12 protein-coding genes are annotated in these 12140 nt (G+C 62.7%); 9 read left to right on the top strand and 3 right to left on the bottom strand.

The genetic code is table 11. From position 1 onward, the window contains the following. Positions 1–189: 189 nt before the first annotated feature. Together JJB74_RS30950 and JJB74_RS30955 are read right to left on the bottom strand one after the other, a co-directional pair. On the bottom strand, positions 190–1275 hold the full coding sequence (locus tag JJB74_RS30950) for a glycosyltransferase family 2 protein (protein WP_200598413.1): 1086 nt from the start codon (positions 1273–1275) through the stop codon (positions 190–192). Positions 1276–1369: 94 nt separating this feature from the next. Next, on the bottom strand, positions 1370–2515 hold the full coding sequence (locus tag JJB74_RS30955) for a DegT/DnrJ/EryC1/StrS family aminotransferase (protein ID WP_200598414.1): 1146 nt from the start codon (positions 2513–2515) through the stop codon (positions 1370–1372). Positions 2516–2869: 354 nt separating this feature from the next. Between JJB74_RS30955 and JJB74_RS30960 the strand changes: the two genes are divergently transcribed. From JJB74_RS30960 to pabB, 9 genes are all read left to right on the top strand, one after another. Continuing rightward, positions 2870–3583: a hypothetical protein gene (locus tag JJB74_RS30960; RefSeq protein ID WP_200598415.1), complete on the top strand. Its 714-nt coding sequence runs from the start codon at positions 2870–2872 to the stop codon at positions 3581–3583. Between the two features lie 35 nt (positions 3584–3618). Beyond that, the gene (locus JJB74_RS30965; RefSeq protein ID WP_200598416.1) at positions 3619–4626 is read left to right on the top strand and encodes a hypothetical protein; all 1008 of its coding nucleotides are present in this window, start codon (positions 3619–3621) and stop codon (positions 4624–4626) included. A gap of 300 nt (positions 4627–4926) precedes the next feature. Beyond that, a complete protein-coding gene (locus JJB74_RS30970) occupies positions 4927–5397 on the top strand; it encodes a 4Fe-4S dicluster domain-containing protein (RefSeq protein ID WP_200598417.1) in 471 nt (156 codons plus the stop codon). An 18-nt stretch (positions 5398–5415) separates the two neighbouring features. Beyond that, complete coding sequence (locus JJB74_RS30975; RefSeq protein ID WP_200598418.1) at positions 5416–7263, top strand: aldehyde ferredoxin oxidoreductase family protein; 1848 nt, start codon at positions 5416–5418, stop codon at positions 7261–7263. Positions 7264–7338: 75 nt separating this feature from the next. Further along, complete coding sequence (locus tag JJB74_RS30980) at positions 7339–8604, top strand: NAD(P)/FAD-dependent oxidoreductase (RefSeq protein ID WP_200598419.1); 1266 nt, start codon at positions 7339–7341, stop codon at positions 8602–8604. Between the two features lie 197 nt (positions 8605–8801). Next, the gene (locus JJB74_RS30985) at positions 8802–9053 is read left to right on the top strand and encodes a MoaD/ThiS family protein (protein ID WP_200598420.1); all 252 of its coding nucleotides are present in this window, start codon (positions 8802–8804) and stop codon (positions 9051–9053) included. Positions 9054–9057: 4 nt separating this feature from the next. After that, positions 9058–9357 carry a hypothetical protein gene (locus JJB74_RS30990; protein WP_200598421.1) on the top strand — a complete coding sequence of 100 codons (300 nt, stop codon included), beginning with the start codon at positions 9058–9060 and terminating at the stop codon, positions 9355–9357. A 56-nt stretch (positions 9358–9413) separates the two neighbouring features. Next, positions 9414–9980, top strand: coding sequence for a dCTP deaminase (dcd, locus tag JJB74_RS30995; protein ID WP_200598422.1), 567 nt, complete (start codon positions 9414–9416; stop codon positions 9978–9980). A 14-nt stretch (positions 9981–9994) separates the two neighbouring features. Further along, positions 9995–11827, top strand: coding sequence for an aminodeoxychorismate synthase component I (gene pabB, locus JJB74_RS31000; RefSeq protein ID WP_200598423.1), 1833 nt, complete (start codon positions 9995–9997; stop codon positions 11825–11827). Positions 11828–11874: 47 nt separating this feature from the next. Here the strand turns inward: pabB and JJB74_RS33565 are convergent. Next, a partial coding sequence (locus tag JJB74_RS33565) for a hypothetical protein (RefSeq protein WP_234485010.1) occupies positions 11875–12140 on the bottom strand: 266 nt, incomplete at its 5' end.

Below are 12140 nucleotides of genomic sequence, written 5' to 3' on the forward strand. Positions count from 1 at the left end.
CGATTGAGAAGATGGGCGCTGTAGCACGCGGAAAGCATTGTTCGTATTTCAGAAAGAATTCTGAAATACGAACGAATTCTTTGCAGCGATGCAGATTTCGGGGAAAAGGCATGAAAAAGGACCAAGGGTCCTGGAATGCCAGCTTGGGCAAGAAAAGGCGGCGCGAAGAAGGGAGGCCAAAACGCCCGATTACACGTAGGCCAGGTATTTCTTTCGGTTGATCCGCGTACGTGTTTCCTTCACCAGACGCTGCACCAGGTAGGCGGGCAGCATCAGCGCGCGCTTGCGCGCCATGCGGGTCACCAGTCGCTGGTGCCAGGCAAAACGACTGGCGTTGCGCTCGAGGATTTGCGCATAGATGTCGATGCGCGCCGCATCGTTGCGATAGTGGTAGAACAGCAGCTCGTTCAGATGGTGACGAAACAGATAATCCCTGAAGGCATCGGCGTATTGCGGCAGCGAGGCGGCCATCTCCAGCACGACCCGGTTCGCACGGCTTTCAAAATCGCGCACCCGCTCCACATTCTTCATCGTGTAGTTCCAGGATTGCGGATGGCCGCGCCGATATACCGACATCGGCTTGTCGATGTAATACGCGCCGCCGCCTGCCGCTGCGTAAATCTGAATCGGGAAGTCGGCCATCGGCGCGTCTTTCAGCAAACCTGGCGGCATCCGGCGCATTGCTTCCTTTCTGAACACGATGCTCGGCGTCGGCATGAAACCGCCGCCGCCCAGAATCACCTCGCGCGGACCGAACCACTTGTCGCCATGCCAGGCGACATACGGCCCTTCCAGCGCTTCCTTCTCATCGAAACTGAACCAGGTGGAATGGAACACGATGCCGACTTTCGGCCGCTCGTTCAGTATCCGTACCTGCTGCGCCAGCTTGTGCGGATCGATCCAGTAATCGTCGCCTTCGCAAATCGCGATGATCGAGCCCCGGCACAGCCGCATGACGCGCATCAGATTCTCCATGGCGCCGACATTGCGCTCCGCGTACACGATGCGTAGCCGTTCCGGATACTTTTCCTGATAGTGCAGCGCCACCGCGCGCGTGCGGTCTTGCGAGCAGTCTTCGCCGATCACGATCTCGAACGGGAAATCGGTTTGCTGCTGTAACGCGCCTTCGATGGCCTGGTGCAGATACGCTTCGTGGTTATAGGCCAGCATCAGAACGGAAACCACGGGCGCGTCGACGAGCCGCGCGCTGTCGCTGATTTCGATAGGGGCCGCCACCAGTTGCGTGACGAATGCAGTTTCGGAAGGAGAATTCATCTCTGTGCAGGCGAAGTTGCGCGCGGCACGGCGCTTCCTGCGGGCCTGAAGAAAGCGCGACCCGGATGGCCTGCCGCGGCGTGGCGGGGAAGGATCAGGCGCCGCTGATCACGTCGACGATGCGCTCCTGCTCGTGCGCGGTCAGCGCCGGATAGATCGGCAGGCAAAGAATTCTTTTCGAGATTTCGCTGGCGATCGGCAGATTCTGCGTCGTTGCCGACGGGAAGCCGCGGTACATCGGGAATTCCGAGATAAGAGGGTAGAAATAACGCCTGGCGTAAATATCGTGATCGCGCAAACGCTGATAGAGCGCATCGCGACTGATCGGGAATTCCGCTTCGATACGGACAGGGAAATAGGAATAATTCGGCGTGACATCCGCTTCATGCGGCAAAAAGCTGATTCCCTTCACGTGTTTCAAAAGTTCGCGGTAATTGGCGTCGAGCTGCTGCCTTTTTTCCATTGCATGCTGCACATGCTGCAATTGCAGAAGACCAAAAGCGGCGTTGATTTCGCTCATCTTGCCATTAATGCCGGGCGCCACCACCGTCACTTCATCGATGAATCCAAAATTCTTCAGATGATCGATGCGCTGCTTTTCCTTGGCGCTGTGGCAGATAATTGCGCCGCCTTCGAAAGTATTGAATACCTTGGTGGCGTGGAAACTCAGTACCGACATGTCACCATTGAGCAAGATGCTTTTTCCGTGCTTTTCCACGCCAAATGCATGCGCGGCATCGTAAATCACCTTCAGGTTGTAATTGTCGGCAATTTTCTGAATGGCGTCGGTATCGCAGGGACGGCCGTAGCAATGCACCGGAAGAATCGCGGTGGTCTGGGGGGTGATTGCCGCTTCGATTTTCTTGGGATCGATATTCATCGTATGTTTTTCCACATCGACGAATACCGGCTTGATGCCATTCCATAGCAGCGAATGCGCGGTGGCGACGAAACTGTAGGGCGTGGTGATTACTTCCCCGGTAATGCGCAATGCCTGCAGGGCGGTAACCAGGCCCAGCGTGCCATTGGAGAAAAGGGAAAGATGTTCCAGACCGAGATGCGCACTCAGCGATTTTTCCAGTTGTTGATGAAATGGCCCGCCATTCGTCAATATGCTGTTTTGCCAAATGCGTTCCAAATACGGAAGAAATTCCTGCAATGGCGGCAAATAGGGCTTGGTGACATAGATCGTGCTGGGTTGCTGAAGCGGAACAACACTGACATTCTCAGCCCTTTTCATCTTTTGCCCCTTTTTAATGCAGCGTTTGAAAATATCCGGCTATTCCAAATATCGCTTTCATTTCTTGAGGAAATGCTAGGGTTCGCGCAACAGGCGCATCTTGATATTTCTCAGATAAACAGGGAGGCTTGCCCCCATTGCGCAATTCCATTTCAGAACTGAAAACGCCAGGAAATTTTTTACATGCAATTTCTTGTTTCGGAAAAATGAAATCTGCGGTTTTTCCTCCTCGTTGATGGACGTCAAAGTGAGTGGGGCGAGGCGCTATGTAATTGTGGGGGTACAGAGAGGGCGAATGCCGGCCCTCTAGAATCGGTATCAAGCCTTCCGGCGGGCCTCCTAGTGGAATCTGCAATGCGCAATGCTGAAGAACTGCCCGCGTCGCGCGGGTCGGCGCCCGAAGATCCGGGAAGGGGCGCCGACTACCGGTCGCCACACCATATCGAACTGCGCTATGACGGTCTGCTGAGCACCCGTCCGGGCATGTCGGACCCGGAGGCGTTGCGCCAACTGGCTTTGCCGAATCCGCTGTTTGCGCAGCACCATGCGCGTTCAGCGCGCTCGCGCAAGCGCTATCTCACCGTGCTGGTTTGGCTGGCGCTCGGCCTGGTCGGCCTGTTTTTCTGGAACGCCTGGCGCGGGGCGGCCGGCAGTGATCCGGCTGATATTGCTGACAACGCGCGCGCGCAACCGACCCCCCCGGATGCGCCAGCGGCGCACCGACCGCGCCTGGTCATGCCGCTCACGGCAACGGGCGATATCGCGGACACGCACCAGGCAGGCCATGCAGCCAATGCGGTCGATGCGGCCGATGCAAGGGACGGCCCGCCCCTCGGCCTGCTTCCCGATAGCAGCGCCAGCATGCCGCCTTTGAATCCGAATGCGTCTGTCGGCGCGGCCCGCGTCAGTGGCGAGAACACCTTGCGCGAAGTGAGCAGCCGCACAACAAGCAATGCGGCCCGAGGCTGCGATGATGCGGTCAAAGCGCTTGGACTTTGCCAGACCGACGGAAAAAAAGCGGCCGACGCGCTGGGCGCGCTGCCATTCGCAAAACCGGTGATGCCCTGATGCGCAACAGCGGTGAAGAGTGAGAAGGGGAAAGCATGCGCGATGCGGCCATGGGCGGCTATTTCGAATTGGAGACGCGTTCAGGCGACGGCTTGCCGCATCCCGGCGCGGTCTGGTTCCAGTCGGGCAGGGCGGCATTGCTCGCCTTGCTCCAGGTCTGTGCGCCAGCGCGCGTATGGGCGCCGCACTACCTGTGTTCCTCGGTGACCGACACCATCCGGCAGTCGGGTGCGAGCCTGGTGCCTTATCACATCGATGCCGCGCTGCATATTGCCGAGGACATTCGGCTGGAAGACGGCGATCTGCTGCTGGTGGTGAATTATTTCGGCGTGCGCGATGCGTATGTGCGCTCGCTGATGTCGAAATTCGATGCGCGCAAGCTCGTGGTCGATTGCACCCAGTCGCTGTTCTCGCCGCCTTTCGACTGCCTGGCCACGATTTATTCGCCGCGCAAATTCGTGGGCGTGCCGGATGGCGGCGCCCTGGTGTCCTCGCTGGCCGTGCCGCTGCCGGAAACGCAGGATGATGGTTCTTATGAAAGGCTGCTGCCGCTGATCAAGCGCCTGGCCTTTTCGCCCGAAGCCGGCTTCGCGGAAAACCGCTGCGCGCAGCAAAAGCTGGAAGGACAGGCGCCGATGCGCATGTCGAGCCTGACGCGCCATCTGCTCGCCGGCCTCGATTACCCGTCCATCGCCGCCGCGCGCGCGCGCAATTTCGCTCAGTTGCATGCATTCTTCGCAGAGGACAATGCGCTCGAACTCGATGCCGGAGAGATCACGGCGCCGATGTGCTATCCCTTCCTCGCCCCGTGCAGCGGTTTCAGCGAGTTCCTGATTCGCCAGCGCATCTTCGTGCCGCGCTACTGGCCCGAGGTCGACGCGCTGCCCGGGTGCGAAGTCGAACGCTATCTGGTCGACCACATCGTGCCCTTGCCCTGCGACCAGCGCTATGGTGAAGCGGAGATGCGGCGACTGGCGCAGGCGTGGAAGGATTTCCGGCAAAGCGAGGGTGAACCAGGCTCATTTGCGGCGCGAACTGGCTAGGGACGCTCTGGCCAAAGATGCGGCCCGGACGGCACGATCCGCCCCGCATCGCGCCATTGAACACTGTTCCAGAATGTGACAGCTGTTGCATGGGAAAACAGTGTAGACACGCTGCACCGTCGCGCTCAAGGCCTGCGGCACGACGTTTTCCCTGCGGCGACGGGAATGGCGGCTTCCGCGGCAACCCTGGTGTGTTTCTTGCAATAGCGTCGTTCGCACACTGACAGTTATGAAGCGCCGTGCCTATTCAAAGAGCGTTGCCGCGCCGGCGCGGCGTGCAATTACCCCCAGGAGGAGACCATGCAGAAGTCGCTACACATCGAGCCGGATAAATGCACCGGCTGCCTGCAGTGCGAGATGGCCTGCAGCTATGAGCATTACGGCGCGTTCAATCCGTCGAAGTCCGTGATCAAGGTGTTCGAATTCCATCACAGCGGCCGCAAGGTGCCCTACACCTGCACCCAGTGCGCCGAGGCCTGGTGCCTGCAAGCCTGCCCGGTGGATGCGATCCGCGTCGACCTCGCCACCGGCGCCAAGGTGGTGTTCCAGGATGTGTGCGTGGGCTGCAAGGTCTGCACCATCTCCTGCCCGTTCGGCACGGTGAACTATGTGCATGACACCGGCAAGGTGCACAAGTGCGATCTGTGTGGCGGCGACCCGGCCTGCGCCGCGGCCTGCCCGACCGGCGCGATCACCTATGTCGACGCCGACTGGACCGGCCTGGAAAAAATGCGCGCCTGGGCTGCGAAGCTCGACGGCCAAACCGCCTGAAACGAGGGAGAACACATCATGTCGTGGACTGGAAAAATCCTGCGCGTCAACCTGACCGAAGGCAGCTGCAGGAGCGAGCCGCTCAATATGGAGTGGGCGAAGGAATACATCGGCCAGCGCGGCCTGGCAACGCGCTATTTCATCAACGAGGTCGATCCGAAGGTCGATCCGCTGTCGCCGGAAAACAAGATCATCTGGGCCACCGGGCCGCTGACCGGCACCATGGCTTCCACCGGCGGACGCTATTCCGTCATTACCAAGGGCGCGCTGACCGGCGCGATCGCCTGCTCGAATTCGGGAGGCTATTTCGGCGCCGAGCTGAAGATGGCCGGCTGGGACATGATCATCTTCGAAGGCCGCTCGGCTACGCCGGTGTACCTGTCCATCGTCGATGACGAGGCCGAACTGCTGGATGCGTCCTGGCTGTGGGGCAAGTCGGTATGGGAAACCGAGCCGGCCATTCGCGCTAAGCATCAGGATCCGCAGACGCGCATTTCCTGCATCGGCCGCGCTGGCGAAACCGGCTGCCTGTATGCGGCGGTGGTCAATGATCTGCACCGCGCCGCCGGCCGCTCGGGCGTGGGCACGGTCATGGGCAGCAAGAACCTGAAGGCCATCGCAGTGCGCGGCACGAAGGGCGTGGGCAATATCCGCGATGCGCGGGCCTTCTTCAAGGCCACCGCCGATGCCAAGCAGGTGCTCAAGGACAATGCCGTCACCGGCCAGGGCCTGCCGGCCTATGGCACCCAGGTGCTGATGAACGTGATCAACGAGATCGGCGCCATGCCGACCCGCAATCACCGCCAGGTGCAGTTCGAAGGCGCAAAGGATATTTCGGCCGAAGCCATGGTCGCGCCGCGTCCGACTGACGGCAAGGCGAATCTGGTCACCAACCAGGCCTGCTTCGGCTGCACGATTGCCTGCGGCCGCATCTCGAAGATCGACGAGAAGCACTACACCGTGGAAAACAAGCCGCAGTACTGGGGCGCCTCCGGCGGCCTGGAGTACGAGGCGGCCTGGGCGCTGGGCTCGGCCAACGGCGTCAACGACCTCGAGGCGCTGACCTATGCGAACTTCCTCTGCAATGAAGACGGCATGGACCCGATTTCCTTCGGCGCCACCGTCGGCGCGGTGATGGAGCTGTACGAGATGGGCGTGCTGACCAAGGAGCAGCTCGGTATCGACGCCAGTTTCGGCAATGCGAAGGCGCTGACCTACTTTGCCGAGATCACGGTCAAGGGCGAAGGCTTTGGCCGCGAGATCGCAATGGGTTCCAAGCGGCTGACCGCGAAGTACGGCCATCCGGAGCTGTCGATGAGTGTCAAGGCTCAGGAATTCCCGGCCTACGATGCGCGCGGCGTCCAGGGCATGGGCCTGGCCTATGCCACCTCGAACCGCGGCGCCTGCCATCTGCGCGGCTATACCGTGGCTTCCGAGGTGCTCGGCATTCCGGTCAAGACCGATCCGCTCGCCACCGAAGGCAAGCCGGAACTGGTGAAAGCCTTCCAGGACGCCACCGCGGTGTTCGACTCGGCCGGCGTGTGCATCTTCACCACCTTCGCCTGGACGCTGGCCGATCTGCAGCCGCAATTGCATGCGGCCTGCGACGAGTCGTTCACGATGGAGAACCTGGCCGTCATCGGCGAGCGCATCTGGAACATGGAGCGCGACTTCAACAACCGCGCCGGCTTCACCCGCGCTGATGACACGCTGCCCAAGCGCCTCTTGACCGAGCCGGCGCAGACCGGGCCGGCCAAGGGACTGGTCAATGGCCTGGAGACGATGCTGCCCGAGTACTACCGCATCCGCGGCTGGACCGGCGAAGGCGAGCTGACCACGGAAACCCGGCAGCGGCTGGGTCTGTAAGTCAGGCCACGCGCCCCACCCAACGCCCGGGACCGACCAGTCCCGGGCGCGCCTGCGACCTACACGGAGTGCGACATGAAACACCTGATCATCGGCAACGGCCCGACCGGCGTGGTCGCGGCCGAAACCCTGCGCCGGCTGCGGCCGATGGATGAAATTACGCTCATCGGCGACGAGCCCGAGCCCAGCTATTCGCGCATGGCAATCCCGTATCTGCTGATCGGCAATATCGGCGAACACGGCACCTGGCTGCGCAAGGACCCGGAGCATTTCAGCCGGCTGCGCATCCGCGAGGAGCGCGGTCGCGTGAGCTACATCGACACGAAGGGCCACTTTGTGCAGATGGACGACGGCCGCATTCAGTTCTTCGACCGACTGCTGCTGGCTACCGGCTCCACGCCGATCCGCCCGCCGATTCCGGGCATCGCCAGCGAAGGCGTGCATACCTGCTGGACGCTCGAGGATGCGCGCCGCATCATGGCGCGCGCCGTGCCGGGTGCGCGCGTGGTGCAGATGGGCGCCGGCTTCATCGGCTGCATCATCATGGAAGCGCTGGCTACGCGCGGCGTGGACTTGTCCATCGTCGAGATGGGCGACCGCATGGTGCCGCGCATGATGGGTTCCGGCGCCGGCGGCATGATTCGCGACTGGTGCGTGGCCAAGGGCGTGAAGGTGCATACCTCGGCGCGGGTCGAAGCCATCGAAGCCGGCGCGGCCGGCGTGCCGTTGACGGTGCGGCTGGCCGGCGGTGAGAGTCTGCCGGCGGACCTGGTGATCTCTTCCACCGGCGTAGCGCCCAATGCGGGCCTGGCGCGCGAGTCGGGCATAGGCTGCGCCACCGGCATCCTGGTCGATGAAACCATGCAGACCAATGTGCCCGGCATTTATGCCGCCGGCGACTGCGCCGAAGCGCCGGATGCCGCCACCGGCAAGACCATGGTGTCGGCGATCCAGCCGAACGCGGTGGAGCAGGGCCGCTGCGCGGCGATCAATATGGCAGGCGGTCGGGTGCGGCAGACCAATGTCGCCATGATCAATGTGCTCGATACCCTGGGCCTGATCTCGACCTCGTTCGGGCGCTGGGATGGCGTGCCCGGCGGCGAGCATGTGGAGCTCTCCGATCCGCAGGGCTACCGCTATCTGCGCCTGGAATTCGATGGCGACCGCATCGTCGGCTCGAATGCGATCGGCCACACCGAGCATGCGGGCGTGCTGCGCGGATTGATCAACGAGCGCGTGGCGCTGGGCGCGTGGAAGGACAGGCTGAAGCAGGATCCGACGCAGCTGATGGAGGCGTACCTGGCCTGCGCGCAGCGGCAGGAAGCGTGGGCAAGGCCGTAGGTTGGGCTGACGAAGGAAGCCCAACAGGAGCTCGCACGAGATCGGGCTTCATGTTGGGCTTGTCAGCCCAACCTACGTACCCGAGCTTTTCGCAGAATGGGTGAAACCCACGCATTCATCGAAGTACCGCGTGAGTTTCACTTACCCTGCAATCGTCCCGCACGGTCCCGTTCCCATCATTGCAACCCGCACCGCGAATGAAGATCACCCTCAAGCTCTACGCCACCCTCGGCGAATACCTGCCGCCGAACCAGAAGCACAACGCCGTCGACATCGAGGTCGAGCCGGAGACGCGCATTGCCGACATCGTCGAACGCTTTCATCTGCCCGTGAAGCTGGTGCACCTGGTGCTGGTCAATGGCGTCTACGTGGCGCCGGAGATGCGCGCGCAGCGTGGCCTGCAGGAGGGCGATGTGCTGGCGATGTGGCCGCCGGTGGCGGGCGGTTGAGACCGTGCTGATGGAGGTGCCCGAGGAACTGCATCGCGAGATGGGCTGCACCCGCGCTGAATTCCTGCGCTGGCTGCCCGGCGCGACCCGGCATGCGCCGATGGACGGGGAGGGCGATGTATTCCGCGTGCGCTGCGGTGGCGGCAGCGTCGAGATCACCATCGAGGAAAGGCCGCCGCGCCGCATCGCCAGCATTGCGCTGCCGGTGCTGGCGGTGCGCTTCTGTTTCCTCGGCATGGATGCGGGAGCGCGGCAGGCCTTCCTGTCCTGGTTCGATGCCTACACGCGGCGTGGCGGCGGGTAGGGCCGCCTTTTCGCGTACAATCCCGCGCTATTCCAATCCCCCTTCCCAAGTACTCCATGAGCATCAAATCCGACAAGTGGATCCGCCGCATGGCGCAGCAGACCGGCATGATCGAGCCTTTCGAGCCCGGCCAGGTGCGTGAAGCCAATGGCAACAAGATCGTTTCCTACGGCACCTCGTCCTACGGCTACGACATCCGCTGCGCCGACGAATTCAAGATCTTCACCAACATCAACAGCACCATCGTCGACCCGAAGAACTTTGACGAAAACTCCTTCGTCGATTTCAAGGGCGATGTCTGCATCATTCCGCCGAATTCGTTCGCGCTGGCCCGCACCATCGAATACTTCCGCATTCCGCGCAATGTGCTGACGATCTGCCTGGGCAAATCGACCTATGCGCGCTGCGGCATCATCGTCAACGTCACGCCCTTCGAGCCGGAATGGGAAGGCTATGTGACGCTGGAGTTTTCCAACACCACGCCGCTGCCGGCAAAGATCTATGCCGGCGAAGGCTGCGCCCAGGTGCTGTTCTTCGAGAGCGATGAAGTCTGCGAGACCTCCTATCGCGACCGCGGCGGCAAATATCAGGGCCAGCGCGGCGTGACCCTGCCCAAGACCTGACCGCCTGCACGGCAATGCCCGCCGAGCCTTTCGTTCTGCTCGACGATTGCACGGCCAGCGAAGGCCAACCGTCTTCGCGGCTGTATTCCGGTTTTCGGCGCATGCTGGCCTGCGACGATGCGTCTGGCCTGCCGGCGCTGCTGCAGCAGATGCAGCATGGCCTGGACCAGGGCCTGCATGCGGTGCTGCTGCTGGACTATGAACTCGGCGAGCGCATCGAAGCGATAGCGCCGCGGCCCGGCGCCGCATCATCACCCACATCAGCCGTATCAGCCGCGCGCATCCTGCTCTTCGACGACTGCAGACGCCTGTCATCCGATGCCGTTGCGGCCTGGCTTGAAGCAGCGGCCGGCGCTGCCGATGCCGATGTCGGCATCGCCGGCATCGAATTCAGCGAGGATGAGGCTGCCTTTACCGCGGCGATCGCGCGCATCCATGCGTACATCGAAGCCGGCGACGTCTACCAGATCAATCACACCTTCCGCATCCGCTTCGATGCTTTCGGACCGCCCGCGGCGCTGTACCGGCGCCTGCGCGCGCGCCAGCCGGTGCCGTATGGCGCGCTGGCGCTGCTGCCCGATGGCAGCGCGATCCTGTCGCTGTCGCCGGAACTGTTCATGCGCAATGTCGGCGGCATGCTCGTTGCGCAACCGATGAAGGGCACCTTGCCTGCCAGCGGCGATGCGGCCGTCGATGCCGCACGTGCGCGCGAACTGGCATCCGACGCCAAGAGCCGCGCCGAGAACCTGATGATCGTGGACCTGCTGCGCAATGACTTCGGCCGCATTGCCAGAACCGGCTCGGTCACCGTGCCGGCGCTGTTTCAGGTCGAGCGCCATGGCGCGTTGCTGCAAATGACATCGACCATCCATGCGAGGCTGCGCGACGGCGTCACGCTGGCAGAGACGCTGGCGGCACTGTTTCCGTGCGGCTCGGTGACCGGGGCGCCGAAGCGGCGCGCGATGCAGATCATCCGCGAGCTGGAAGGGCAGGGCCGCGGCATCTATACCGGCGCGATCGGCTGGGTCGAGGCCGGCGGCGATTTCTGTTTTTCCGTGGCGATCCGCACGCTGGCATTGGCGCCGCCGTCGTCGCCATGCGGCGTGCGCCGCGGCATGCTGGGCGTGGGCGCCGGCATCGTGCATGACAGCCGCGCCGACGCCGAATATGCGGAATGCCTGCACAAGGCGGCATTCGCTACCGGGCTCGGCGCCACGTTCACGCTGATCGAAAGCCTGCATGCCAGCCGTGAAGGCGGCTGCCGCCACCTGGAACGTCATCTCGACCGGTTGCGACGCTCGGCGCGGTATTTCGGCTTTGTCTGGCGCGAGGAGTCTTTGCGTACGGCCCTGATGGATGCTTGCGCCGCGCTGCCGGACGGCGTCCATGCGCTGCGCATTGTGCTCGGTGCCGACGGCAAGGTGGAACTCGCCGCCTCGGCATTGGCGCCGTGGCAGGAGCCGGTGCGCCTGCTGCTGGCCCACGCGCCGACCGATGCCGACGACCCTTTCCTGCGCCACAAGACCAGCCGCCGCGTGATGTATGACGCAGCCTGGCGCAAGGCTGGCGAACAGGGTGCGTTCGACATGCTGTTCTTCAACACGCGTGGTGAACTGACGGAAGGGGGGCGCAGCAATGTGTTCCTGCGTATCGACGGCGCCTGGTATACGCCGCCCCTGTCTTCAGGGCTGCTGCCGGGAGTCATGCGCGCCGTGCTGCTCGATGATCCGGTCTTCGGCGCAAGCGAGCGCGTGTTGCGGCGCGAGGATGTGCGGCGGGCCGAGCAGATCATGGTCTGCAATGCGCTGCGCGGCCCGCTGCGCGCCGTGCTCGATGGCGCTTCGTAAGTTGTGGCTGGCAAGCCAGCCCTTTCAAGGTGACGTCAAATTGTTTTTCAGGCCGTCGGTAGTTCGAATAAGGTTGGCTGGGCGAGATAAGGGTGCAGTTGCCGTTGCAGTTGCCATTGCAATGCCTTTGCCTCTGCCTCTGCCTCTGCCTCTGCTGTTGCCGTTGCCGTTGCCGTTGCTGTTGCTGTTGCCTTTAACCCCGTTGATTGCGCCGTGACGGCGATGCCCGGAGCGGGAAAAGGTGCGGCGTCTGTCTGAGCGAAGCGCAGCGTAGCGAGTTTAGCCGCGCCCCGCTCCGGGCATCGACGGCACG

This window comes from Noviherbaspirillum pedocola, from assembly GCF_016632335.1.
Lineage (GTDB): Bacteria > Pseudomonadota > Gammaproteobacteria > Burkholderiales > Burkholderiaceae_D > Noviherbaspirillum_A > Noviherbaspirillum_A pedocola.